Below are 23,827 nucleotides of genomic sequence, written 5' to 3' on the forward strand. Positions count from 1 at the left end.
TATGCCTCTCAACCTGCAAGATACCGGTCTCTGGCAAACCAGGGCCTTCCTTGATGGTAAATGGACCGATGCCGCCTGCGGCAAAATGTTTCCCGTGAGTGACCCGGCCAATGGCGAGCATTTGGCCGACGTTCCGGATATGGACGCCGAAGATACCCGCCGTGCCATTGAGGCTGCGAATGGTGCCCTGCCTGCCTGGCGGCTGCTGACCGCGAAGGAGCGGGCTACGATCCTGCGGAAGTGGTTCGACCTTTGTCTGGCCGCGCGTGACGACCTCGCGCTGCTCATGACCCGCGAACAGGGCAAGCCCCTGGCCGAAGCATCCGGCGAAGTGGTCTATGGAGCCTCCTTCATCGAATGGTTTGCCGAAGAGGGCAAGCGTATCTATGGCGATGTGATCCCCTCCCATGGTGCGGACAAGCGGATCGTTACCGTCAAGCAGCCCATTGGTGTGGTGGCCGCAATCACGCCGTGGAACTTCCCCATGGCGATGATCACCCGCAAATGTGCACCCGCCCTGGCGGCTGGTTGTACGGTTGTGATCAAACCGGCGGAGGATACGCCGCTCACAGCCCTTGCCCTGGCCGAACTTGCCCGGCGCGCAGGCTTCCCCGATGGCGTGGTCAATGTGGTGACGGCCTCGCACGGGGCCGAAGTCGGCGGTGAACTGACGGCCAACCCGATCGTCCGCAAGCTTTCCTTCACAGGCTCGACCCAGGTTGGGAAGCTTCTGATGCGGCAGTGCTCTGATACGGTGAAGAAGGTCAGTCTTGAGCTTGGCGGCAATGCGCCGTTTATCGTTTTTGACGATGCGGACCTGGATGAGGCGGTTATCGGGGCGATTGCCTCGAAATATCGTAACGCCGGTCAGACCTGTGTCTGTGCCAACCGCATTCTGGTGCAGGACAGCGTCTATGATGCCTTTACCGAAAAACTTGCCGTGGCAGTGGCGAAACTGCGTGTCGGGCATGGCCTGGAGGATGGCGTCACGCAGGGGCCGCTGATTAATGCCAAGGCGATTGAAAAGGTCGAAACCCTCGTCGGGGATGCAGTGAGCAAGGGGGCGACGGTTGTCACTGGCGGGAAGCGCCATGAAGCCGACAGTAATTTCTATGCGCCTACGATCCTGACCGGGGTGACAGACGATATGCGGATATTCTCCGAAGAAATCTTCGGGCCTGTCGCGCCTCTTTTCCGGTTCAAGGATGAAGAAGAGGCAGTCCGCATGGCCAATGATACGCCATTCGGTCTGGCCGCCTATTTCTATGCCCGTGATATCGGTCGGATCTGGCGGGTAGGCGAGGCGCTTGAATATGGCATCGTCGGCATCAACGAAGGCATTATTTCCACCGAATCAGCACCTTTCGGCGGTATCAAGGAATCCGGTATCGGCCGTGAAGGCTCCAAATACGGCGTCGATGACTTTGTTGAGATCAAATACATGTGCATGGGCGGCATCGCGTCCAAAGGCCTTTGATTTCGGGTGCAGGAGAAAATTATGAGCTTTATGTTCAGAAGTGCGCCCCGCATCGTTTGCGAGGCCGGGGCGCTCGCCAGGGTTGGCGGTATGATGCGGGAACTGGGGGCAAAGCGGGTAACCGTTATCTGTGATCCGGGCATCGTGTCTCTGGGATTTGCCGACACCGCACAAAAGGCGCTGGAAGCTGCGGGTATTGCCGTTCAACTCTTTTCCGATGTCATGGCCGACCCGCCGGAAGCCGTTGTCCGGCAGGCCATTGATGCGGCGGCTGATTGGAAGGCGGACGGGGTAATCGGCCTGGGGGGCGGCAGTTCGCTGGATACCGCGAAACTGGTGGCGCTTCTTGTAAACAGCAGCCAGTCGATTGGCGATATATACGGTGTCGACAAGGCAACCGGCAGGCGTTTGCCCCTGATCCAGATACCGACAACGGCGGGCACGGGTTCCGAAGTGACCTGGGTCTCCGTTATTACCGATCCTGACAATGTAAAGCAGGTCGTGGTGTCCCCGCAGTTGCTGCCCGATGTTGCGTTGCTGGACCCGGAACTGACCTATGGATTACCGCGGAAGGTGACGGCGGCAACCGGGTTGGACGCAATGGTTCACGTCATTGAGGCCTATACCAGCCGGACCATGAAAAACCCGATTGCCGACGGTATGGCAACGACGGCCTTGTCGCTGTTGGGGCGCAATCTGATGAAGGTTATTGAGGAGCCGTCTGATAAAGAGGCGCGGGCGGCAATGCTGCAAGGATCGCTTGTCGCCGGTATGGCCTTTGCCAATGCATCCGTTGCGGCGATCCATGGCCTAGCCTATCCCTTGGGTGCACGGTTCCATATTCCCCATGGACATGCCAATGCCCTTGTTATGGCGCCGGTTCTTCGTTTCAATCTTTCGGCGGCGGAAAAGGCCTATGCGGAACTGGCGCCCTGTCTGTTGGGGGATGTTCCGTTCGGTTCGGACCGGGAGGCAGCGGAATGTTTTGTCCGGCGCGTTGAGGAAATGGTGTCCGCAAGCGGCCTGGAAACGCGCCTGCGTGATCTTGGTGTCGGGGAAGATGCCATTCCCGGAATGGCGGATGAGGTTTTCACAAAAATCCATCGTCTGATTGATAGCAATCCCTGCGACATGACGGCGGCGGAAATCGAAGCAATCTACCGGGAAGTCTACTAGGTCCAACAGGTCTGCATATCATAAGAAAAACCGGCGGCATCTTTGTCGCCGGTTTTTTATTAAGGGGAGGGGCTGCTGCCGTGCTTCAGCACGCGTTTAGTTGCGCTTTCGATCTGGCCTAACCCAACGGCACGGGAACAGTGACGCCGTCTTTGACAAGCTCCATCACGATGAAGGAGTGGGTCTGATGGACATTCGGTAACTGGCTTATCTAATGGCCCAGGACGGCACGGTATTTGTCCACATCCCTGGTTCTTATCTTCAGCAGACAGTCGAAGTTGCTCGCGATCATATAACAGCCCTGGACTTCCGGAATGCGCCGAACCGCCTCGTTGAAGCGCTCAAGGGCGTCGTCACTTGTCTTGTCCAGGACGACCATGACAATCATCACACAGCCTGCATCCAACTGATTGGGGTCCAGGTCCGCGCGATATCCGCGGATTATCCCCGCCTGTTCCAGGCGACGGACGCGTTGCGTGCATGGCGTTTTGGTCAGGTTTACCCGACTGGCAAGCTCAACAATCGGCAGTCGGCCATGCTCTTGCAGCTCCCGCAGGATGCTTTGGTCTACAGAATCCATCATTCGGGCGATCATGACCAAGGGTCGCAGTTTCGCCGGTGTTCAGACAACGGCGGTGAGCACGTCGATTGCAACCAATCTTGTCGCCGGAGACCCCTATCTTTCCATTGCACTGCCGGGCCGCATGTATGCCCCGGTTTATCGCGCTTTGGGGTATTCAACCCTCAACCTGTCGCGCGGTATCGAGGAAGGGGGGACACTGGTCTCGCCGCTGGTGCCGTGGAATGCGGGCGGGGCATTTGTGATTAGTGCACTTGGTCTGGGGATCGGGCAGGGGAATGTGGAGAACCTGCTTTATATTCCGCTGGCTATTGCCTGCTGGTTGTCGCCGATGATCGGCATTGCCTATGCGCAGCTTGGCCTGTTCTCCCCGAAAGCCAGCGACGAGGAACGTCTGCGCTGGCAGGAAACCGGAGAGGCGATTGCCGACCTGGATATCGTCGTGCCGATCAATGAAGAGGAAGCACCGCGACCGGCGGTTGGGTAAATCAGGTTACCTGTCCGTGAAATGCCGGCCTGCATCAAAGTAGGTCGGCATTTCCTGTCCGGCAGGTGGCGATTTTTTGCCCTATCGCGCGGTGACAAAATCGCTGATGACCTGATTGAATTCCCCGGGGTTTTCCATATGGGGGGCATGACCACAGCCAGCCATTTCGTGTCGGGTGGCTTTTGGCATCCGGTCGGCCAGGAAGGCGGCCGTCGGTGCGTTGTACAGGGCGCTTTCCGAACCGTGGATGACCATGGCCGGGCAGGTGATGCGGGGCAGGAGGTCTCTAAAGTCGCACTGCGCCATGGACTGCCACAGGCTGGCCAGGGTGTCGGGGTCGTTCTGGAGAAGCTGTTGAAGGGTCCAGTCAAAGAGAGCTTCGTTGCTTCTGCCTTTTTGGCCGAAAAGATTGGGGGCCATATGCCTTGCATAAGTCGGCCAGTCGTCGCTCATGCGCTGCAGGGTCTGGCGGTTGTGTTCGGCGGTGAAGCTGCCCCGCAGGCCCAGCGTCCATTCATCGTCGCAAATCAGGCGCGGGGTCATATCGACAACGGCAAGCCCGCCGATACGATCCAGCCCGTATCGAGCGATGAAATCCCAGCACACCAATGCGCCCATGGACCAGCCAACCAGCACGCATTGCTCAATTTTAAGATGATCCAGAAGGGATAGCAGGTCTGCCGACAGGTCTTCTATCTGCGGGCGCTGTTCCGGTGCACGTGAAGAGCCGTGACCGCGTTGGTCGAGGGTTATGACCCGAAAGCTTTGCGACAGGGCTGATGACTGTTCGCGGAAAAAACCATGATGGGCGGACCAACCGTGCACGAAGACGATGGCCGTGCCTTCGCCCTTGTCTTCAAAAAACAACGACAAACCGTCAGGGCAGGTCATGAAGGGCATCCAATAAAGTCTCCGCAGTCGATGGTTACTTGACAGTAATAACATTTGATTCAAAAATATGACAACTGATTCATGTTTCATGTTTAGGAAGTTCGATGGCTATAGCGGCAGTTGCAAAGGAACCGAAGACGGCGCGTGGACGCAAAACGTTGCGGAAGCTGCTGGATGCTGCCCGCGATGAATTCGGCACCTGGGGCTATCATGATGCGTCGGTGGCGGGGATTACGACGCGCGCCGGAATTGCGCAGGGAACTTTCTATATCTACTTCGAAAGCAAGGAAGAGATCTTCCGCGACCTCGTTCTGGACCTGGGGCACCAGCTTCGGGAGCATCTGAATGAGGAACTGTCCACGGTGACGGGACGGATTGAGGCAGAGCGTATGGGGCTTGCCGCCTTTATTGCTTTTGTGCGGAACAACAACAGCCTCTATCGAATTGTGATGGAGGCCCAGTTTGTCGACGAAGCCGTCTATCGCCAGTATTTCACCGACTTTGCGGATGCCTATACGGAAAATCTGGAACGTGCCACAGCGGCGGGTGAAATCCGGCCTGGCGGCTGTGCGGAACGCGCCTGGGCAATCATGGGGATTTCGATCTTTCTGGGGCTTCGGTTCGGTATCTGGGACCGGGAGACGCCGATCAATCAGGTTGTGGATGCTGTGATGGACATGCTTGAAAACGGGTTGAGGCCATGACGCAGGATATGGCTGACAAGCTCGTCTGTCTGGCGTTGGATGGTCCGGTTGCGCGGATCACGTTGAACCGTCCCGACAGGCATAACAGCCTTGTGCCCGAACTTCTGGAAGAACTGCTGTCCTGCGTCGACGAGGTCAGCCGGAATGATGATATCCGCGCCGTTGTCTTGCAGGCGAACGGCTGCAGTTTCTCGACCGGGGGCGATGTCCAGGCCTTTCACGACCAAGGGGCGGATATCAAGGGATATGCGCGTTCCATTGTCGGAGCCCTGAACCGCTGTCTTCTGGCGCTGATGGATTGTCCTCATCCGGTGATTGGCCGCATCCATGGCCCGGTTACCGGCGGGTCACTCGGATTGTTGCTGGCCTGTGATCTGGCGGTGATGTCGCAAAAGGCATTCATTCAACCTTACTACTGTGAAGTCGGATTTACGCCGGATGGCGGCTGGCTGGCCATTTTGCCGGATCGTATTGGTGCGCGGCAAGCCGGTGAAATCATGCTGCTGAACCGGCGTGTTACGGCGGCGGATGCCCTGCGGTTGGGGCTGGTGTCGGCGGTGGCGGAAGACAGCCAGATTGATGATTGGCTGGATGAACGGATTGCTGAATTGACCGGGAAGGTTCTGCACAGCCTGCGGGCCACGAAAAAGGCTCTCTGGACGCAAGAGAGGCGGCGGGAATGCGCTGGCGCACTGGACCGTGAACTGAACGATTTCATTGCACATATCGATTTGCCGGAAACTTGGGCAGGTATGTCGAAATTCCTCGGTTTGGAAGCAAAAGAAATAAGGAACGCAGGTATCTAACCCGCATGCATGGGAGGCTCGGGGGGAAACGTCCATGTTACAGACATTTGATATTGCCGCACGACGCGCGGAACTGACGCCGGACAAACTGGCGCTGCATGAATTGGAAAGCGGGGGGAGGGTGACCTACCGGGAACTCGACCGGCGTGCCAATCTCTTTGCCGAAGCAATGCAAAGGCAAGGTTTGCAGCGGGGGGATCGTATCGCGATCCTCTGTCACAACTGTGCCGCCTTTTTTGAGATCATGTTCGGCTGTGCGAAAGCGGGCCTGATCCTTGTTCCGCTGAACTGGCGTCAGACCAAAAGCGAGCTGGTTCCGCTGCTGGAAGATTGCGCCGCGCGGCTTCTGATCCACGACAATGCAACTGCCGACTTGGCCCTGGCACTGGTGGAAGAATGGAGGACACCGCTTCTTTCCATTCTTACCGCAACCGAACCTGTCACGCCTGGCAGTTATCAGGCCCTTCTGGCGGAGGGACGTGGGGATGTGGAGTTTCCACAGGAAAGACTGGCGGATGACATCTGGTATCTGCTTTATACCTCCGGGACGACCGGCATGCCCAAGGCAGTCCAGCAAACCTTTGGCATGGCGTGGGCGAACTATATCAATTTCGGCCAGGCGATTGACCTTACCTCGTCGGACATCACGCCGAACTATCTGCCGTTGTTTCATACGGCGGGCATTAATCTTCTGACCATGCCGACCCTGATTGCAGGGGGCACGGTTCGCATCATGCCGAAATTCGATGCGGAAACCCTGCTTGCCCTGATTGACCGGGGGGAATTGACGGCCTTGCTGGCTGTGCCTGCCGTTTATCAGGCGCTGAGCCTGCACCCGGATTTCGCCGAGACGGATTTCAGCAAGATGCGTTCCTGGTCTTCCGGCGGCGCACCGATGCCGAATGACCTGGTCCGGCTTTATGCGGATCGCGGCGCGATGATCTGCCAGGGATACGGCATGACTGAAACCGGGCCGACCGTGTTTCTCATGGACCGGGAGAATGTGCTGAACAAGCTGGGGTCCATTGGCAAGCCGCATATCATGTCGCGTGTCCGGGTGGTCGACCTGAACGGTGACGATTTGCCGACAGGCGAGGCGGGCGAGTTGCTGATCAAAGGGTCGAATGTCACGACCGGATATTGGAACCGGCCGGAGGCAACCGCCGCAGCCCTTGATCAGGATGGGTGGCTACATACCGGCGATGTCGGGCGGGTCGACGAAGACGGGTATTACTACATCGTCGACCGGATCAAAGACATGTATATCTCCGGCGGTGAAAATGTTTACCCGGCAGAGGTTGAGCGCCTGCTGGTGTCTCATCCTGACATTATGGAATCTGCGGTCGTCGGGATTGCCGATGACCGTTGGGGGGAGGTCGGCCAGGCGTATCTTGTGGCTATGCCTGGCCGCGACCTCGACCTGGACGAGGTCTACAGCTACTGCCGCGAAAACCTGGCTGCCTACAAGGTCCCGAAAAAATTCTGCATCGTGCAGGACTTCCCGCGTACGGCCGCCGGCAAGGTCCGTAAACATATTCTGCGCAAGGAGGAGGGAAGCGATGAGTAACGCCGCACCTGAAATCGGTTTGCTGCTGGAAGAGGACCGCTGTTTTACGCAGGCGGAGTTTGATCTGTTTGCGGAAATCAGCGGCGACGACAACCCGATCCATGTGGACCCGGTTTTCTCTGGCGAAACCCGGTTTGGCCGGACTGTCGCCCATGGAATGCTGCTCTATACAAGCCTGTGGGGGCTTGTTCACAGGCATCTTCCCGGTTTCAAGCCATCCTTGCAGTCCCTGATGTTCCCCGCGCCGACCTTTGCAGGCGAGGCAATGGAACTGCGGGCGGAACTGGTGGAGCGCCAATCGGACAGGGAATGCGTTTTCGACTTTTCGATCCGGCGTAAGGCGGATGAGGTTGTGACCCTCCAGGGGCGCGCCAGTCTCATCAGGGATGAGGAGGACGGGGCATGAAATTAGGTGATTTCGCAACGGTCACGCGCAGCTATAGCAAAACCGATATCGGTGGTTATTGCGCCCTGGCCGGATTGGATGTGAGCAACCTTGATTACGTACCCGAACCGCTGATCAGCGGCCTGTTTTCCTATCTGCTGGGCGTCAAGCTGCCAGGCTTCGGGACGAACTACCTGAAACAGGAATTGGATTTTTCCAGCCGGGTCGGACTGGGGGAGGAACTGACCGCGCGTGTGGAAGTCACGCGGATCAGACCGGAAAAGAATTTGGTCGACTTGTCAACGACTTGCACGGACAGCCAGGGCAACGAGATTTGTGCCGGGCGCGCATTGGTGCTGGTCAAGGATGTAGGCCATTCCGTCAAAAATAAAAAAGAGATGGCAGGGGCGGAATAAACCGCAGCCGCCGCAGGTGACGCGAACACTTAGGAGGTTTTCCATGGTTAAGGAGACGGTCGGAAGGCCGCTTGCCCATCTGTTGGGCGTGGCGGCGATGACTTTGGGGCTGGGGATGACCAGCGCCGCAGCAGAAGATGCCTATACGATTGCCCATGTCTACGGCAAAACAGGCCCCTATGAGGCCTATGCACAGCAGTCCCATCGCGGGCTTCTTATGGGTATAGAATATGCCACCGGCGGGACCAATATGGTCAACGGCCACAAGATCGAGGTTATTGAAAAAGATACCCAATTGAAGCCGGACCTGGGCAAGACCTTGCTGGCGGAAGCCTATGGTGACGACGAGGTTTCCCTCGCCGTTGGTCCGGTGTCTTCCGGTGTTGCACTGGCCATGCTGCCGGTGGCTGAAGAATACGAGAAACTGTTGATTGTCGAACCGGCGGTGGCGGATTCCATCACCGGCGAAAAATGGAACCGCTACATTTTCCGGACCGGGCGCAACTCGTCCCAGGATGCGATCGCCAATGCGGTGGCGCTGGGCAAGCCGGGCACCCATATCGCCACTTTGGCGCAGGATTATGCCTTTGGCCGCGATGGGGTCTCTGCCTTTAAGGAGGCGCTGAAAGGAACCGGCGCGACCTTGGACTTTGAAGAATACACCCCCAGCGACACCACCGACTTTACGGCTTCCGCGCAACGCCTGTTCGAGGCCTTGAAAGACAAGGAAGGCCGCAAGGTCATCTGGGTGATCTGGGCCGGTAAAGGTAATCCCCTGAGCAAGCTGAAGGCACTGGAGCCGGAACGTTACGGTATTGAACTGGCATCCGGTGGCAATATTCTCGCAGCCATGGCCGCATACAAGGCGCTGCCGGGCATGGAAGGGGCCACTTATTACTATTACGACATCCCGAAGAATCCGGTGAATGACTGGCTGGTAAAAGAACATTACGCCCGTTTCAACGAGCCGCCCGATTTCTTCACGGCTGGCGGCATGGCAGCAGGTATTGCGGCAGTCGACGCCCTGAAAAAGGCCGGTGGTGACGACACGGAAGACCTGATTGCCGCGATGGAAGGCATGTCCTTTGAAACGCCGAAGGGGACCATGATATTCCGGAAGGAAGATCATCAGGCCCTGCAGTCCATGTATCATTTCAAGATCAAGGTTGATCCGAATGTTCTCTGGGGCATTCCCGAACTGGTGCGTGAATTGCCGATTGACGCAATGAATATCCCCACTCGCAATCAGTAAAAACCTGCCTGCCTTCCCTTGCGCACTCTGTGGGGAAGGCAGGCCGACCTTCAAACGAGATGATCCATGCTGCACATGCAAGAACCGCCGGTCCTTGAGACGGAGGCTCTGTCGATCCGGTTTGGCGGCCATGTGGCTGTCGACAATGTGACCTGCGCCTTTGAGCGCGGAACGTTGACGGCTATCGTCGGGCCGAACGGGGCGGGAAAAACCACATATTTCAACCTGATTTCCGGCCAGTTGAAGGCGTCTTCCGGTACCGTCCGGCTGTTTGGTGAGGATATCACCGGCAAAACCGCACCATCGCGGGCAAGGCTGGGCATCGGGCGTGCCTTTCAGTTGACCAATCTGTTTCCTAATCTGACGGTTCTGGAAAACGTTCGCCTGGCTGTGCAGTCCCGCGCCGGGATTGGTGTGCGGCTTTTCTCGCTGGCAGCCAGTCACCGTGGCTTGTTGGAGCGTGCCGAACATTGCCTGGCGCAGGCAAAGCTTCTGGACCGGGCCGGTGATATCGTCTCCGCATTGCCACATGGGGATCAGCGGAAACTGGAAGTTGCCGTTCTTCTGGCCCTGGAACCGGAAGTTCTGATGTTTGACGAACCGACAGCGGGGATGAGTGTGGATGAGGCGCCTGTCATTCTGGAACTAATCCAGGAGATCAAGGCCGATAAATCGAAGACGGTCTTGCTGGTGGAACACAAGATGGATGTGGTGCGCAGTCTCGCCGACCGGATCATTGTCCTGCACAATGGTGCACTCGTTGCTGACGGGATGCCCGAGGAAGTGATAAGCGCACCGATCGTCCAGGAAGCCTATCTGGGAACGGGAGGTGGCGCACATGTCTAGTTCCTTGCTGAAACTGGAAGGGGTGCACACCCATATCGAGCAGTATCACATCCTGCAGGGGGTGGATCTGGAGGTTCCCGAAGGCGGTATAACCATGCTGTTGGGACGCAATGGTGCGGGCAAGACAACGACCATGCGCACCATCATGGGGCTGTGGAAGGCATCGAAAGGCCGTATCACCTTCAATGACGGTGATATAACAGGAAACCAGACGCCGGATATCGCTGCGAAAGACGTCGCCTATGTTCCTGAGAATATGGGGATTTTTGGTGATCTGACCGTTCGCGAAAATATGGTTCTGGCGGCGCGGAGCGGCCAGATGGATGATGGGCGGCTGGAGTGGATATTCAATTTTTTCCCGGCCCTGAAGAAATTCTGGAACTGGCCTGCGGGCAATCTGTCCGGCGGTCAAAAGCAGATGCTCGCCATTGCACGGGCGGTCATTGAACCGCGCCGTCTTATCTTGATCGACGAACCGACAAAGGGGCTTGCTCCGGCGATTGTCGATGCGCTGATCGAGGCCATTCTCGAGCTTAAGGAAACCAGGACCACTATTCTTCTGGTGGAACAGAACTTCCGGATGGCGCGGGCCGTGGGCGATACGGTCGCCGTGATGGATGATGGCCGCGTCGTGCACCATGGGGCCATGGCCGACCTTGCGACCGACACCAGCCTGCAAACAAAGCTTTTGGGGCTAAGCCTGGAGGCACATCAATGAGTGACGATATTCGCGAAACGCCGGTATCTCTGAGCGGCAATATCCAGGACCGCTTCAAGATCAATATGCCGGTTTTTATTGTTCCGATCCTGGCGGCTCTCGGTCTTGTCCTGATCGGTGATTTCTCCACCTGGGCAACGTTGACGCTTGCAGGGCTCGCCATGGGCATGATGGTTTTCGTCATGGCGTCCGGCCTTACCCTTGTTTTCGGGCTTATGGATGTCCTGAACTTCGGTCATGGTGCCTTTATTTCAATCGGCGCATTTGTCGGGGCCACCATTCTCCTGGCGCTGGGTAGTTGGACCGGCGTGGACAGCCTCTGGCTGAACCTCGCGGCGGTCGGCCTTGCCGTGGTTGGCGCGATGGCTGTCAGCGGGGCGCTGGGTCTGTTCTTTGAGCGTGTCATCGTTCGACCGGTCTATGGCGCGCATCTCAAACAGATTCTGATCACCATGGGCGGTCTGATCGTTGCGGAGGAGGTGATCCACATGATCTGGGGCCCGAATGCCATTCCGTTACCGCGTCCTCTGGCCCTGCAGGGGGCATGGAGTATCGGCGATATCGTTGTGGAAAAATATCGCGTTGCCGCCGTGGTGATCGGGCTTTTGTTATTCCTCGCCATGCGGTGGGTCTTCAACCGTACACGGCTGGGGCTTTTGATCCGTGCGGGCGTGGAAGACGGCGAAATGGTCGAGGCCTTGGGTTATCGCATCAACCGGATTTTCATTCTGGTCTTTGTTGCCGGGTCGGCTTTGGCTGCTCTGGGTGGCGTGATGTGGGGACTTTACGACGAAATCATCACCGCACAGATTGGCATGAATATCCTGATCCTTGTTTTTATTGTGGTGATTATCGGCGGGCTTGGCTCTGTCGAGGGGTGTTTTATCGGGGCAATGCTGGTGGGGCTGATGGCGAATTATACCGGTTATCTCGCGCCCAAGGTCGCCCTGGGGTCCAACATTCTTTTGATGGTGGCTGTTTTGATGTGGCGTCCGGCAGGACTGCTGCCGGTCAGCAAGCGATAGGGGGCGGATATGTTTTCGACAATTCTATCCGGCGATTTGCCCAAAGGTAAAATTTTACGGCTGTTGCTGCTGGTGATTGTGTTGGGGCTGGCGTTCGCACCATTCCTGTTCCCCGGCGTCAGGGCCCTTAATACGGCAGCGACAATTTGCATCTTCATCGTGCTGGCGGCGAGCTATGACCTGTTGATTGGCTATACCGGCGTTGTCTCCTTCGCGCATACCATGTTCTTCGGGATCGGGGCCTACGGGGTGGCGATTACTTTGGACAAGGCCGTGCCGGGCTGGGGCGGGGTGCTGATTGGAACCGGTCTGGGGCTGGCCGTGGCGATTGTCCTGGCATTTGTCATCGGGCTGTTTTCACTGCGGGTGAAGGAGATATTCTTTGCCATGGTGACCCTGGCGGTTGCCAGCGCCTTCCTGATCCTGGCGTCACAGCTATCCGGTCTGACCGGTGGCGAAGACGGGCTGACTTACAAGCTGCCAAGGCTTCTTTCCCCGGCCTTCAAGCTGATTGATGAAAAGGTTCTGGGCGTTCGTATTAACGGCCGCCTGTTGAACTATTATCTTGTTTTCTGGGGGGCATTGGGCCTGTTCCTGGTAATGCTACGGGTGGTTAATTCACCCTTCGGTCGGGTGTTGCAGGCCATTCGCGAGAACCAGTTTCGCGCAGAAGCATTAGGCTATCGGACGGTCGTCTATCGGACGATTGCCAACTGTCTGGCGGCGGCCATCGCGGCCCTGGCAGGCGTGTTGATGGCGCTTTGGCATAAATATACCGGTCCGGATACAACGCTTTCCCTGACGATCATGATCGACATTCTGTTGATGGTGGTGATCGGGGGGATGGGCTCCCTTTATGGGGCCGCCATTGGTGCGACGTTGTTTGTGCTGGCGAAGAACTATCTTCAGGCATTGATGGGCGACGCCGCCGATGGTCTGTCAGCCGTACCGATGCTGGCGGAGCTTGTTCATCCCGACCGCTGGATGCTTTGGCTGGGTGTGTTGTTCATATTGAGTGTCTATTTTTTCCCGACCGGTGTCGTTGGTAAACTGCGCCGCAGTGAGCCCGGAACACAGAACAATTAGCCTGCGGTAAGGGTGGCCAAGGCGGTGGTTTTCCTGGTTCATCAAGCCGCTTGCTGAATTGCAAAACGGCCCACCCGAGCGGTGGGCCGTTTTTGATGCGGTATAGCATTATGTACTCTCAGGGGTGGAATATTGGAAAAATCAACCAATGAATTGACAAGTTGGAAATTATTGTTACCGTGACGTTGTCCTTCAAGGTGAGGACAGAAAATAGCGGCAAAAAATCGCCGCATGCCAAATGAGGCCGTCCGTTTCTTTGTATCGCAAAGAATCGCGGCCTTTTTTGTTTTTGGGGACAGTTTTGGGTAAGACGCACGCAAGTCGGAGCTATCGGGTCGGGTTTCTGTATTCAGTGACCGGGTCTTATCGCGCTATTGCACAGGATCTTTACGACGGTGCCTGTATGGCACTGGACGAAGTGAATGGCGATGAGGCATTCGATTTTCATCTAAGTCCTGAGTTCAGGGATCCGGCTGGCGTTTCGGAACGCTATACGGATTTTTGTGACAGCCTGATCCGGAAGGACGGATGCAAACATATCATTGGCACGATCACGTCGCTTGCGCGCAAGGAAGTCCTGCCGACGGTCGAGAAATTCGATGCGCTGCTATGGTATCCTTGCCCTTATGAGGGGTTCGAATGCAGCGAAAATGTGATCTATACGGGGGCGAGCCCGAACCAGCATATCCTGCCGCTGTTTGAATATGTCATCCCCAAATTCGGACGCCGCGTATACCTGACCGGGTCGAATTATATCTGGGGCTGGGAGACCAACCGGATCGGGCGCGAATTGATCCACGCCTGCGATGGTGAGGTCCTGGGCGAAAAATATCTTCCCATCGACAGCACCGACATTGATCACATCATTGCGGATATCCGGGCGCAAAAACCGGATTTCATCCTGAACAATCTGATCGGCAATTCCAGCTATGCCTTTGTTAAGGCCTATCGGCGGTTGGCCGAAGAAGACCCTGAATTTGCCGCAGACAAACGCCCGATTGTCAGTTGCAACCTGACCGAATGTGAATTGCCGCAGTTGGGCGCAGCCGGTGTCGGACATCTCTCCACGGCGGTATATTTCGCTTCCCGGACCGATGAACAGAACAGGGAATGGCTGGCGCGCTTCCGCTCCTTCGCCGGAGGGGATCGCATTCCATCTGTGTTCGTGGCCCAGGGCTATGCAACGGTGAGGATGTTGGCGGAGGCCATTCGCCGGGGTGGCACGGATGATGTTCCCACAGTGCGGCAGCATCTTATGAGCGAACCTGCCGATACCCCCTTCGGGCCTGTGCGGATTGATGCCAGTAATAACCATACTGCGCTAACGCCTTTGATCGGCCGGATTGCGGACGCCAGGAACTTCGACATTGTTTCCAGGGCAGACGAGGCTATCGCCCCCGATCCGTATCTGGTGCATTTCGATGCGGATGTTTTCCGTGGCAAGGTCGGACGGGCCGACCGGGCCACTTTACGGGTGGTCCGGCCATGAGGCGTGTGAACCGGATTCCGAATTTCCGCGGCTGGCGTGCCTGGGTGCTGCACCGGCCAAGCGCGGCTATCGATCCGCTTTTGCGCCAGTTGGAGCGATTGGGCATGTCCGTTGACCGTTATTGGCCGGACCTGCCTGCCTTGGGCGGGGTGCCGGAAAAACCCGTGGATATTCTTTTCTTCGACGCGGATATGGGGATGGACGAGCAGTTCCCCTGGGCAGCCGATCAGGCCCCGATTCCGACTGTCGCCCTGATCGGGTCGGAGGCACCGGGCCGACTGGAATGGGTGCTTAGCCGCCAAAGCGGTGCGCATCTGCAAAAGCCGGTTTCCTCTGCCGGGGTGTTCAGTTCCGCGGTGCTGGCGGTTCATGCCTTTGAACAACAACAGAAACTGCAGGCGGAGATTTGCGAGCTGCGCCGACGTCTGAAGCTGCGTCCTGTTGTGGCCAAAGTGCTTATGACCGTCATGCTGAGCCACAATGTCGATGAACATGGAGCGCTTCGGGCAATCCGCGCCGAAGCGATGAAAAAACAACAGACAATCGAGGATTTCTGCGCCGCCATCGTTGCTTCCGGGCGAAGTGGCTCAGCGGACTTCTCGCCAATTGTATCCAATTAAAGAGATAGGGTGAGCATGCTTGTTCTTGCCGAACTGGCCAAAAGGAAACTCGCGCTTGTGGGATTGATCCTCATTGTGATCATCGCCGGTGCCGCCCTCCTTGCGCCATTGATCGCACCATATGATCCGCAAAACCAGATGTTTGACGGGCTGACGATTGAAGGGGCGCCGATCCCGCCCAGCGCACAGTTCTGGCTGGGGACAGACCTGTTGGGGCGCGACCTGCTGTCCCGTCTGATCTATGGGGCGCAGACGTCGCTGATTATTGGTGTGGTCGCCAATGGTTCGGCGGTGCTGATCGGGGCCATGGTTGGCGTCGTCGCAGGATTTTTCCGGGGCTGGATCGGAACAATCCTGATGCGGACAACCGATCTGATGATGGCGTTTCCGGCGCTTCTTCTGGCAATTGTCCTGGCCGCGATTTTCAAGCCCAGCCTGTGGATCGTCGCCATGGTGATCGCCATGGTCAACTGGGTCCAGGTGGCCCGTGTGATCTATACCGAAACGCGGTCGCTGGCGGAGCGTGAGTTTATCGAGGCTGAATGGGGGATCGGCGCGGGACGGTTCCGTATCCTGTTCAAACATATGCTGCCCCATCTCCTCTCAACCATGGTGGTCTGGGCGACGCTTGGTATCGCCACCACCGTACTGTTGGAGGCGACGCTGTCCTACCTGGGTGTGGGTGTACAGCCGCCGACACCAAGTTGGGGCAATATCATCTTCGAGAACCAGACCTATTTCACCTCCGCCCCGTGGCTGGTGTTTTTCCCCGGCATCGCAATCATCCTGCTGGCCCTGGCCTTTAACCTGGTGGGGGATGCGCTGCGGGATATCCTCGATCCGACACAGAAGGGGCGTCACTGATGATTGCCTATATTCTCCGGCGTCTTATTCAGGCGGCTCTGATCCTGCTGGGTGTCAGCGTTATCACTTATGCCTTGCTATTCCTTCTGCCCGCCGACCCGGCGCGTCAGATTGCGGGGCGCAGCGCCACGGTGGAGACGGTTGCCAATATTCGTGCTCAACTGGGCCTGAACCTGCCGTTTTACGAGCAATATCTCCGCTATCTTGGCAATCTTCTGCAGGGTGATTTCGGTCGCTCCTATTTGCAGAAGACCGAGGTAGGGGAACTGATTGTTGCCCGTCTGCCTGCAACCCTTTTGTTGATGGCGGGGGCGATCTTCTGTGAGCTTCTCTTCGGGCTGACGGCAGGGGCGGTCGGGGCGTTGAAGCGGAACACACCGCTGGATCGCGGGCTGATGGTGGCGTCCTTTGTCGGTGTTTCCGCCCCGCAATTCGTGGTCGGCATCCTGATGTTGTATCTGTTTGCGGTGGTTCTCGGATGGTTCCCCATCGGGGGGTACGGCACCTTTGCCCATCTCGTTCTGCCGTCCGTGTCCATGGGATTCCTCGGGGCGGGCTGGTATTCGCGCATGATGCGCTCCTCCATGCTGGATGTGTTGCGGCAGGATTATGTGCGCACCGCTCGCGCCAAGGGGCTGGGCCGTGTCCGTATCTTTTTCATCCATGCCTTTCCCAATGCCCTGCTGCCGATCATTGCGATGATCGGGATTGATATCGGCATGTTCATGAGCGGCATTGTGGTGGTCGAATCCGTCTTCGGCTGGCCGGGTATCGGTCAACTCGCCTGGCAGGCGATCCAGCGGGTCGATATCCCGATCATCATGGGTGTGACCCTGGTTTCGGCCTGCGCCATCGTGCTGGGAAATCTATTAGCGGATCTGATTGCACCTTTTATCGATCCGCGCATCAAGCTGCGCTGACGAAACAAGACGCAGCAATTCAGAAGGTAATCCATGAAAACTCAATCATTCTGGGAGACTTCGAGACATGTATAGAAAACTGTTGAAAGGGGTGGCGCTTGCCGCATTGATCGCGGGGACCACCGTGACGGGGGCCGCCATTCCAACCTCTGCCGCCCATGCTGCCGGCAGTGTGACCGTTACCTATAAGGATGACGTGTCCACCCTGGACCCGGCAATTGGTTATGACTGGCAGAACTGGTCCATGATCAAAAGCCTGTTTGACGGCCTGATGGACTATAAGCCGGGCACCACGGAACTGGTCCCTGATCTGGCTGAGGACTACAGCGTGTCCGACGACGGGCTGACCTATACCTTCAATTTGCGCAAGGGCGTGAAGTTCCACAACGGGCGCGAGTTGAAGGCATCGGATGTCAAATACTCGCTCGACCGTGTTGTGAACCCGAAAACGCAGAGCCCGGGTGCCGGTTTCTTTGAAACCATCAAAGGCTATGACGCTGTTTCCAGTGGTTCTACTGACAGCCTGGCCGGGGTTGAGGCCGTTGGTGACTATACCGTAAAAATTTCCCTCAATCAGCCGGATGCGGCCTTCCTGCATAAAATGGCGCTGAACTTTGCGCATGTGGTGCCGAAGGAAGCGGTTGAGAAATGGGGCCAGGACTTCGGCAAGCACCCGGTCGGTACCGGTGCCTTCATGCTGGACGAATGGACCCTGGGGCAGCGTCTGGTCTTCAAGGCGAACCCGGACTACTACCATGCGGGTATCCCCAAACTCGACAGCATTGTGTTCGAGGTAGGTCAGGAGCCTGTGGTGGCCCTGTTGCGCCTGCAGCGCGGCGAGGTTGATATTGCCGGGGACGGCATCCCGCCGGCAAAATTCCTCGAAGTCATGAAAGACCCGGAATACAAGGATCTGGTTGTTTCCGGTGAACAGCTTCACACCGGCTATATCACCCTCAATACAAAGATCCCGCCGTTCGATAACCTGAAGGTTCGTAAGGCCGTCAATATGGCCGTGAACAAGGATCGCATTGTCCGTGTTATCAATGGTCGGGCCAAACCGGCGAACCAGCCGCTGCCGCCGCTGATGCCGGGCTATAATTCCGACTATAAGGGCTATCCCTTCGACCCGGAAAAGGCCAAGGCGCTGATGACGGAAGCAGGCTATGGCGACGGCGTTGAAACTACGCTTTTCGTTGCCAATACCGACCCGCAGCCGCGCATCGCACAGGCGATCCAGCAGGACCTGTCTGCAATCGGTATGAAAGTGGATATAAAGTCGCTGGCACAGGCCAATGTCATCGCCGCAGGCGGCGAGGCGGACCAGGCACCGATGATCTGGTCGGGTGGCATGGCCTGGATTGCGGATTATCCCGATCCGTCAAACTTCTACGGCCCGATCCTGGGTTGCGGTGGTGCGGTGCCGGGTGGCTGGAACTGGTCGTGGTATTGCAATAAGGACCTGGATGCAGAAGCGGCCAAGTCCGATGCCATGGCAGACCCGGCGCAGGCGGACGAACGCATTGCGATGTGGCGTGACATCTTTACCAAAATCATGGGTGATGCGCCTTGGGTGCCGGTGTTCAACGAACAGCGTTACACCATCCGCTCGCCGCGTATTGATGCCCCGGACGAGCTTCTGGTCGATCCGGTGCATATCCCTGTTCATTATGACTATATTTCGGTGAAATAAACATGTGCAAATCTGCGGATTACACAATCCATGCTGCGCATCATCATCACGGGTGGGATCATTCGATCCCGCCCGTCGAGACCGTTGCGCCCGGCACGACCCTTGAATTCGAATGTATCGACAGTGCCGGCGGGCAGCTTGATTTCGACAGCACGGCTGATGATATTGCCAAATTGGATTTCGGTAAGATCAACCCGGTGACGGGGCCGATTTTCATTGATGGCGCAAAACCCGGCGATGCCGTGAAAATCACCATCGAAGGCTTCAAGCCCTCGGGCTTTGGCTGGACGGCGAATATTCCGGGCTTTGGCCTGCTGGCCGACCAGTTCGAAGAGCCTGCGATGCATATCTGGAAATATGATCCGGATACGATGGCGCCGTCGCTTTTTTTAAAATATGGCAAGGTTCCGCTGAAACCCTTTGCGGGAACCATCGGTCTTGCCCCGGCGGAACCGGGGACCCATTCGGTGGTGCCTCCGCGCCGGATTGGCGGCAATCTCGACATTCGTGACCTGGCTGCCGGGACGACCCTTTACCTGCCGGTCGAAGTGGCCGGTGCATTGTTCTCGATTGGCGATACCCATGCCGCCCAGGGGGATGGCGAGGTATGCGGGACGGCGATTGAAAGCCCGATGAACGCCACCGTGACACTTGATCTGGTCAAGAATGCCCAGCTTGAGACGCCGCGGTTCACCACGCCCGGACCCGTGACCAACCATCTGGACCGGATGGGCTATGAGGTGACGACGGGTATCGCCGATGACCTGATGGTTGCGGCCCGTGATGCGGTGCGGCGCATGGTTGACTGGCTGGGCAAGACGCAGGGCATGGCGGCGGTGGATGCCTATATGCTGTGTTCCGTCTGCGGCGACCTGCGTATCAGTGAAATTGTCGACCAACCCAACTGGGTGGTGTCCTTCTATTTCCCGCGCGTCGTTTTTGAGTGACCGGACTTGCCGGGGCCGGACGGTGAGCCAGTCCTGCCCCGATAGGCCCATAAGAAGAGATTTCCGCAAAGGATGTCAGTATGAGCGATAAGCGTTCGGCCAAGCCGGAAAAGATCCTGGAAATAAGAGACCTGGTAACACAGGTTGCCACGCCCGCGGGGCCGAAAACCGTGGTCGACGGCCTGACCCTGGACCTTCACCGTGGAGAAACCCTGTGTATCGCAGGGGAGTCCGGCAGCGGCAAGTCCATGACGTCGTTGTCGATCATGGGATTGCTGCCCCAGCCGATGGCAAAGGTTGCAGGAGGCAAAATCCTGCTCAACGGCACGAATTTGCTTGAACTGTCGGAGCGCCAGATGCGTGACGTGCGCGGCAACAAGGTCGCCATGATCTTTCAGGAGCCGATGACATCGCTTAACCCCGTCCTGACGATCGGCCGCCAGTTGGGGGAGGCGATTTGGACACACAACCCGACCTCGAAAGCAAAGGTACAGGCGCGGGCACTTGAAGTCTTGAAACAGGTTCGTATTTCCGAACCGGAAAAACGCCTGAAGCAATTTCCGCATGAATTGTCCGGCGGTATGCGCCAGCGCGTGATGATTGCCATGGCCCTGGCCTGCAATCCGGATGTGTTGATTGCTGACGAGCCGACTACGGCCCTCGATGTAACGATCCAGGCACAGATTCTGGGCCTGATGCGTGACCTGCAACGTGAAACCGGGACCGCGATTATCCTGATTACCCATGACATGGGCGTGGTTGCAGAAATGGCCGACCGTGTGATCGTTATGAATCAGGGTAAGGTTGTGGATAGCGGGGCGGTTCACGATCTTTTCGAAGCCCCGCAGGATGCGTACACACAGGATCTTCTCGCCGCGGTCCCTCGGCTGGGGGCCATGACGGGCAGCGACGGTCCGGCAAGCACCAAGGGACAGGCGCTGGATACCAGCGCGGTGGACCCGTTGATTTCGGTCCGCGACCTGACCGTACGCTTTGATATCCACGGCGGATTGCTTCAACGCGTACAAAAACGCGTTCATGCGGTGGAGAAGGTCAGTTTTGATATCTTCCCCGGCGAAACGCTTTCCATCGTTGGTGAAAGTGGCTGTGGCAAGTCGACCACGGGTCGGGCGCTCATGCAGTTGCTGCCCTGGCAGGGGGAGATTGTAGTTGACGGTCAAAAGGTAAATGCCAGATCACATAAGCAGACGCGGGCGTTGCGCCGTGATCTGCAAATGATCTTTCAGGACCCTTATGCCTCGCTTGACCCGCGCATGACTGTTGGTGAACTGGTTGCCGAACCAATGGTCATTCATGGCTTGGCAACGGGACAGGAGCTGGAAGACCGTGTGGAATATCTGTTCAAACGGGTCGGTTTGCCCGCGGATTCCGCCAGGCGCCATCCCCATGAATTTTCCGGGGGGCAACGCCAGCGCGTCTGTATTGCGCGTGCCTTGAGCCTTTCCCCCAAGGTGATCATTGCTGATGAATCCGTGTCGGCCCTTGATGTTTCCGTCCAGGCGCAGGTGCTGGACCTGTTGGGTGAACTGCAGGCGGAAAGCGGCATTTCCTATTTGTTTATTTCGCATGACATGGCTGTCGTCGAACAGATCAGTCACCGTGTGGCTGTCATGTATATGGGCCAGATTGTCGAGATCGGGCCGCGCCGTGCGGTGTTTGAAAACCCGCAGCATCCATACACGAAAAAACTGATGTCGGCGGTGCCGATTCCCGATCCAAAGAAACGGCGGGAGCATTTCAGCCGGATCAGCGGCGAAGTGCCAAGTCCGGTTCATGACCTGGACTATCAGCCGGAATATGCCGACCTGATCTCGGTTGCCACCCAGCATTTCGTGGCACGGACCGCAGTGGAAGCCGCAGTCTGACCAAGCCGATCAACGATTTCGGTATGAAGCCCGTAGCATCAAGCTGCGGGCTTCATACTTTCCGTTGCTGACGCACCTTCACTGACGGTCGCACTGATAACGCTCGATCAGCTTCAGGGCCTGCGCGTGGAGTTGCGGGTCTCCACAGGCCAGGACTTCACCTCCGGAATCGAGACTGAGCGGGGAGCCCTGCCAGTCAGTGATGACGCCGCCCGCCGCCTCGATGACGGGAACAAGAGCGCAGAAGTCATAGGGGTGGAGACCCTGTTCAATCACAATGTCGATCTTGCCACAGGCCAGTTGGGCATAGGAATAACAGTCATAGCCAAAACGGGTGAGCCGGGTCGACCGTGTCAGGTTTTCGTATAGACCCAGGTTTTGCGCCAGCATCTTGTCACCCTCACCGATAAAGCAGATTGCCTGGTCCAGGGTCGGGCATTGCCGGGTTCTGATGACCTGTCCTTTATGATGGGCCTGTCCGCCCCTTATCCCGGTGAAGGTTTTGTCGAGGGCGGGCATATGGATGAGGCCGACAGTCGGGACACCGTCGCGCAAGGCGCTGATGAGGGTGCCGAAAAGCGGCATGCCGGTTATGAAGGATTTGGTGCCGTCTATCGGGTCTATCGTCCAGACGATATCCTGCTTCAGGTTTGAAGAACCGCTTTCCTCTGCGAATATTCCGTGGTCGGGGAAATGCTCCAAAATGACATCCCGAAGGATATTTTCCACTTCCCAATCGGCAACGGTAACCGGGGATTCGTCTGCCTTGTAGTTGACCTGCAGGCTGTTGTTGAAAAAGTGAAGGGCGACCTCCGTGGCATTATTTGCCGCGATCTGCGCGACATTCAGCAAATGTTCATCTGGAATGAAGGTGGCGGTGGTGGCTGTCATTTCGCTCATTCCTCTTCAAATAACTCAGGGCTTGTTTCCTGTATGGAACGGCTGGTCCGGTTGGGCCATTTGCCGCGTGGATAGTGTTTGTTTTGTTCGATAATAAATCAACAAAAATCAACATAAAGCGACAAAAAATGATAAATAGTGTTGACAGAATGTCGAATTGAGAGAAATCTTGAGGGAGAAATTGAGACACAGGCGGTGCCGGAGCCTTACGCATGACCGACAACTATCAGTTTGTTTCAACTTTGCCCTTTTGGACGGGGCCCATTGATCCAAAGCCCCTGGATGGTGGCATCACCAATGTGAATTTCGTGGTGGAGGATGCCGGACAGAAATTTGTGGTCCGGGTTGGGGGCGACATCCCGCTGCATCAGGTGATGCGGTTCAATGAACGTGCGGCAAGCGAAGCCGCGTTCGAAGCGGGAATTTCTCCGGAAGTCGTCTATGCGACCGAAGGTGCGCTGGTTTTGCGTTTCATTGAGGGCAAAACCTACGATGCGGTGGACATACGGCGTCAGCAGACACTGGAAAAGATTCTGCCGGTTATCCGGAAATGCCACCGGGATATGCCTAAATATCTGAAGGGCCCAGCACTGATTTTCTGGGTGTTCCACGTCTTGCGCAATTACGCCTCGACCATTGTTGAGGGGCAGGGACGGCGTGCGGCCGATGTGCCCCAATTGATGGAGATGGCGGAGAAACTGGAAAAGGCCGTTGGGGCAATTGATCTTGTTTACGGTCATAACGACTTGTTGCCCGCCAATTTCCTGGATGACGGTGATCGCCTCTGGCTGATTGACTGGGACTATGGCGGTTTCAACAGTCCGCTTTTTGATCTTGGCGGTCTGGCGTCGAATGCCGGTCTGTCCCCCGGACAAGAGGAATGGTTGCTGGAGGCCTATTTCGACAAGCCCGTGACCGACGATCTGCGCCATCGCTATGCGGCAATGAAATGCGCCTCTCTCTTGCGTGAAACCATGTGGAGCATGGTGTCGGAACTGCATTCCGAAATCGATTTCGACTACGCGACCTATACCGATACGAATTTGAAAAACTATGAAAGTGCGGTTTCCGCCTTTCTTGATATGTGAGGAC

The 23,827-nt window shown here is 57.0% G+C and carries 24 protein-coding genes; 21 read left to right on the forward strand and 3 right to left on the reverse strand.

The window, feature by feature from the left end:
• Position 1: 1 nt before the first annotated feature.
• Positions 2 to 1,477, forward strand: coding sequence for an NAD-dependent succinate-semialdehyde dehydrogenase (locus IF205_RS10875; protein WP_259779390.1), 1,476 nt, complete (start codon positions 2 to 4; stop codon positions 1,475 to 1,477).
• A 21-nt stretch (positions 1,478 to 1,498) separates the two neighbouring features.
• Positions 1,499 to 2,653 (forward strand): iron-containing alcohol dehydrogenase, encoded by a 1,155-nt coding sequence (locus IF205_RS10880; protein WP_259779391.1) that lies wholly within the window; start codon positions 1,499 to 1,501, stop codon positions 2,651 to 2,653.
• A gap of 211 nt (positions 2,654 to 2,864) precedes the next feature.
• Here IF205_RS10880 and IF205_RS10885 read toward each other — a convergent pair whose 3' ends face one another.
• A complete protein-coding gene (locus IF205_RS10885) occupies positions 2,865 to 3,236 on the reverse strand; it encodes an Lrp/AsnC family transcriptional regulator (RefSeq protein WP_259779392.1) in 372 nt (123 codons plus the stop codon).
• Positions 3,237 to 3,246: 10 nt separating this feature from the next.
• Between IF205_RS10885 and IF205_RS10890 the strand changes: the two genes are divergently transcribed.
• Complete coding sequence (locus tag IF205_RS10890) at positions 3,247 to 3,720, forward strand: Na+/H+ antiporter NhaC family protein (protein WP_259779393.1); 474 nt, start codon at positions 3,247 to 3,249, stop codon at positions 3,718 to 3,720.
• Positions 3,721 to 3,801: 81 nt separating this feature from the next.
• Here the strand turns inward: IF205_RS10890 and IF205_RS10895 are convergent, their stop codons facing one another.
• Positions 3,802 to 4,611, reverse strand: coding sequence for an alpha/beta fold hydrolase (locus tag IF205_RS10895; protein WP_259779394.1), 810 nt, complete (start codon positions 4,609 to 4,611; stop codon positions 3,802 to 3,804).
• Positions 4,612 to 4,715: 104 nt separating this feature from the next.
• Here IF205_RS10895 and IF205_RS10900 point away from each other — a divergent pair, with 104 nt between their 5' ends.
• The 17 genes from IF205_RS10900 to IF205_RS10980 all read left to right on the forward strand — a co-directional run bounded on the left by IF205_RS10900 (position 4,716) and on the right by IF205_RS10980 (position 21,835).
• Positions 4,716 to 5,315 (forward strand): TetR/AcrR family transcriptional regulator, encoded by a 600-nt coding sequence (locus IF205_RS10900; protein WP_259779395.1) that lies wholly within the window; start codon positions 4,716 to 4,718, stop codon positions 5,313 to 5,315.
• Positions 5,312 to 6,121 (forward strand): enoyl-CoA hydratase/isomerase family protein, encoded by an 810-nt coding sequence (locus tag IF205_RS10905; protein ID WP_259779396.1) that lies wholly within the window; start codon positions 5,312 to 5,314, stop codon positions 6,119 to 6,121. The genes IF205_RS10900 and IF205_RS10905 overlap by 4 nt, the downstream gene beginning before the upstream one ends.
• Before the next feature lie 34 nt (positions 6,122 to 6,155).
• The gene (locus tag IF205_RS10910) at positions 6,156 to 7,688 is read left to right on the forward strand and encodes an acyl-CoA synthetase (protein WP_259779397.1); all 1,533 of its coding nucleotides are present in this window, start codon (positions 6,156 to 6,158) and stop codon (positions 7,686 to 7,688) included.
• Complete coding sequence (locus tag IF205_RS10915) at positions 7,681 to 8,094, forward strand: MaoC/PaaZ C-terminal domain-containing protein (protein WP_259779398.1); 414 nt, start codon at positions 7,681 to 7,683, stop codon at positions 8,092 to 8,094. Before IF205_RS10910 ends, IF205_RS10915 begins: the two co-directional genes overlap by 8 nt.
• A complete protein-coding gene (locus tag IF205_RS10920) occupies positions 8,091 to 8,489 on the forward strand; it encodes a hotdog family protein (protein ID WP_259779399.1) in 399 nt (132 codons plus the stop codon). The genes IF205_RS10915 and IF205_RS10920 overlap by 4 nt, the downstream gene beginning before the upstream one ends.
• Positions 8,490 to 8,532: 43 nt before the next feature.
• Positions 8,533 to 9,741 carry a substrate-binding domain-containing protein gene (locus IF205_RS10925; RefSeq protein WP_259779400.1) on the forward strand — a complete coding sequence of 403 codons (1,209 nt, stop codon included), beginning with the start codon at positions 8,533 to 8,535 and terminating at the stop codon, positions 9,739 to 9,741.
• A 66-nt stretch (positions 9,742 to 9,807) separates the two neighbouring features.
• Positions 9,808 to 10,587, forward strand: a complete 780-nt coding sequence (locus IF205_RS10930) for an ABC transporter ATP-binding protein (RefSeq protein WP_259779401.1) — start codon at positions 9,808 to 9,810, stop codon at positions 10,585 to 10,587.
• A complete protein-coding gene (locus IF205_RS10935) occupies positions 10,580 to 11,305 on the forward strand; it encodes an ABC transporter ATP-binding protein (protein ID WP_259779402.1) in 726 nt (241 codons plus the stop codon). Before IF205_RS10930 ends, IF205_RS10935 begins: the two co-directional genes overlap by 8 nt.
• The gene (locus IF205_RS10940) at positions 11,302 to 12,330 is read left to right on the forward strand and encodes a branched-chain amino acid ABC transporter permease (protein ID WP_259779403.1); all 1,029 of its coding nucleotides are present in this window, start codon (positions 11,302 to 11,304) and stop codon (positions 12,328 to 12,330) included. Before IF205_RS10935 ends, IF205_RS10940 begins: the two co-directional genes overlap by 4 nt.
• Before the next feature lie 9 nt (positions 12,331 to 12,339).
• Positions 12,340 to 13,416, forward strand: a complete 1,077-nt coding sequence (locus IF205_RS10945; RefSeq protein ID WP_259779404.1) for a branched-chain amino acid ABC transporter permease — start codon at positions 12,340 to 12,342, stop codon at positions 13,414 to 13,416.
• 238 nt (positions 13,417 to 13,654) lie between these two features.
• Complete coding sequence (locus IF205_RS10950) at positions 13,655 to 14,905, forward strand: transporter substrate-binding domain-containing protein (RefSeq protein WP_259779405.1); 1,251 nt, start codon at positions 13,655 to 13,657, stop codon at positions 14,903 to 14,905.
• Positions 14,902 to 15,525, forward strand: a complete 624-nt coding sequence (locus IF205_RS10955) for an ANTAR domain-containing response regulator (protein ID WP_259779406.1) — start codon at positions 14,902 to 14,904, stop codon at positions 15,523 to 15,525. The genes IF205_RS10950 and IF205_RS10955 overlap by 4 nt, the downstream gene beginning before the upstream one ends.
• Before the next feature lie 15 nt (positions 15,526 to 15,540).
• Positions 15,541 to 16,389, forward strand: a complete 849-nt coding sequence (locus IF205_RS10960; RefSeq protein ID WP_259783268.1) for an ABC transporter permease — start codon at positions 15,541 to 15,543, stop codon at positions 16,387 to 16,389.
• Positions 16,389 to 17,309, forward strand: a complete 921-nt coding sequence (locus tag IF205_RS10965) for an ABC transporter permease (RefSeq protein WP_259779407.1) — start codon at positions 16,389 to 16,391, stop codon at positions 17,307 to 17,309. The genes IF205_RS10960 and IF205_RS10965 overlap by 1 nt, the downstream gene beginning before the upstream one ends.
• Positions 17,310 to 17,376: 67 nt before the next feature.
• Complete coding sequence (locus tag IF205_RS10970) at positions 17,377 to 19,002, forward strand: ABC transporter substrate-binding protein (protein ID WP_259779408.1); 1,626 nt, start codon at positions 17,377 to 17,379, stop codon at positions 19,000 to 19,002.
• 2 nt (positions 19,003 to 19,004) lie between these two features.
• A complete protein-coding gene (locus IF205_RS10975) occupies positions 19,005 to 19,949 on the forward strand; it encodes an acetamidase/formamidase family protein (RefSeq protein WP_259779409.1) in 945 nt (314 codons plus the stop codon).
• Between the two features lie 80 nt (positions 19,950 to 20,029).
• Positions 20,030 to 21,835, forward strand: coding sequence for an ABC transporter ATP-binding protein (locus IF205_RS10980; protein WP_259779410.1), 1,806 nt, complete (start codon positions 20,030 to 20,032; stop codon positions 21,833 to 21,835).
• Positions 21,836 to 21,913: 78 nt separating this feature from the next.
• On the opposite strand, the gene IF205_RS10985 is transcribed toward IF205_RS10980, so the two are convergent.
• Positions 21,914 to 22,726, reverse strand: a complete 813-nt coding sequence (locus tag IF205_RS10985) for an inositol monophosphatase family protein (RefSeq protein WP_259779411.1) — start codon at positions 22,724 to 22,726, stop codon at positions 21,914 to 21,916.
• A gap of 221 nt (positions 22,727 to 22,947) precedes the next feature.
• Here IF205_RS10985 and IF205_RS10990 point away from each other — a divergent pair, with 221 nt between their 5' ends.
• Entirely contained in the window at positions 22,948 to 23,823 is an 876-nt protein-coding gene (locus IF205_RS10990) for a choline/ethanolamine kinase family protein (RefSeq protein ID WP_259779412.1), read from the forward strand.
• The last annotated feature ends 4 nt before the right edge of the window (positions 23,824 to 23,827 follow it).

Source organism: Aestuariispira ectoiniformans, from assembly GCF_025136295.1.
Lineage (GTDB): Bacteria > Pseudomonadota > Alphaproteobacteria > UBA8366 > Aestuariispiraceae > Aestuariispira_A > Aestuariispira_A ectoiniformans.

Coding starts and splice junctions, on each gene's coding strand:
- IF205_RS10975 (WP_259779409.1), top strand. CDS start 19,005: ATGTGCAAATCTGCGGATTACACAATCCATGCTGCGCATCATCATCAC.
- IF205_RS10990 (WP_259779412.1), top strand. CDS start 22,948: ATGACCGACAACTATCAGTTTGTTTCAACTTTGCCCTTTTGGACGGGG.
- IF205_RS10920 (WP_259779399.1), top strand. CDS start 8,091: ATGAAATTAGGTGATTTCGCAACGGTCACGCGCAGCTATAGCAAAACC.
- IF205_RS10875 (WP_259779390.1), top strand. CDS start 2: ATGCCTCTCAACCTGCAAGATACCGGTCTCTGGCAAACCAGGGCCTTC.
- IF205_RS10880 (WP_259779391.1), top strand. CDS start 1,499: ATGAGCTTTATGTTCAGAAGTGCGCCCCGCATCGTTTGCGAGGCCGGG.
- IF205_RS10950 (WP_259779405.1), top strand. CDS start 13,655: ATGAGGCCGTCCGTTTCTTTGTATCGCAAAGAATCGCGGCCTTTTTTG.
- IF205_RS10955 (WP_259779406.1), top strand. CDS start 14,902: ATGAGGCGTGTGAACCGGATTCCGAATTTCCGCGGCTGGCGTGCCTGG.
- IF205_RS10945 (WP_259779404.1), top strand. CDS start 12,340: ATGTTTTCGACAATTCTATCCGGCGATTTGCCCAAAGGTAAAATTTTA.
- IF205_RS10965 (WP_259779407.1), top strand. CDS start 16,389: ATGATTGCCTATATTCTCCGGCGTCTTATTCAGGCGGCTCTGATCCTG.
- IF205_RS10940 (WP_259779403.1), top strand. CDS start 11,302: ATGAGTGACGATATTCGCGAAACGCCGGTATCTCTGAGCGGCAATATC.
- IF205_RS10930 (WP_259779401.1), top strand. CDS start 9,808: ATGCTGCACATGCAAGAACCGCCGGTCCTTGAGACGGAGGCTCTGTCG.
- IF205_RS10970 (WP_259779408.1), top strand. CDS start 17,377: ATGTATAGAAAACTGTTGAAAGGGGTGGCGCTTGCCGCATTGATCGCG.
- IF205_RS10910 (WP_259779397.1), top strand. CDS start 6,156: ATGTTACAGACATTTGATATTGCCGCACGACGCGCGGAACTGACGCCG.
- IF205_RS10960 (WP_259783268.1), top strand. CDS start 15,541: ATGCTTGTTCTTGCCGAACTGGCCAAAAGGAAACTCGCGCTTGTGGGA.
- IF205_RS10925 (WP_259779400.1), top strand. CDS start 8,533: ATGGTTAAGGAGACGGTCGGAAGGCCGCTTGCCCATCTGTTGGGCGTG.
- IF205_RS10905 (WP_259779396.1), top strand. CDS start 5,312: ATGACGCAGGATATGGCTGACAAGCTCGTCTGTCTGGCGTTGGATGGT.
- IF205_RS10890 (WP_259779393.1), top strand. CDS start 3,247: ATGACCAAGGGTCGCAGTTTCGCCGGTGTTCAGACAACGGCGGTGAGC.
- IF205_RS10980 (WP_259779410.1), top strand. CDS start 20,030: ATGAGCGATAAGCGTTCGGCCAAGCCGGAAAAGATCCTGGAAATAAGA.
- IF205_RS10915 (WP_259779398.1), top strand. CDS start 7,681: ATGAGTAACGCCGCACCTGAAATCGGTTTGCTGCTGGAAGAGGACCGC.
- IF205_RS10885 (WP_259779392.1), bottom strand. CDS start 3,236: ATGATGGATTCTGTAGACCAAAGCATCCTGCGGGAGCTGCAAGAGCAT.
- IF205_RS10935 (WP_259779402.1), top strand. CDS start 10,580: ATGTCTAGTTCCTTGCTGAAACTGGAAGGGGTGCACACCCATATCGAG.
- IF205_RS10985 (WP_259779411.1), bottom strand. CDS start 22,726: ATGACAGCCACCACCGCCACCTTCATTCCAGATGAACATTTGCTGAAT.
- IF205_RS10895 (WP_259779394.1), bottom strand. CDS start 4,611: ATGACCTGCCCTGACGGTTTGTCGTTGTTTTTTGAAGACAAGGGCGAA.
- IF205_RS10900 (WP_259779395.1), top strand. CDS start 4,716: ATGGCTATAGCGGCAGTTGCAAAGGAACCGAAGACGGCGCGTGGACGC.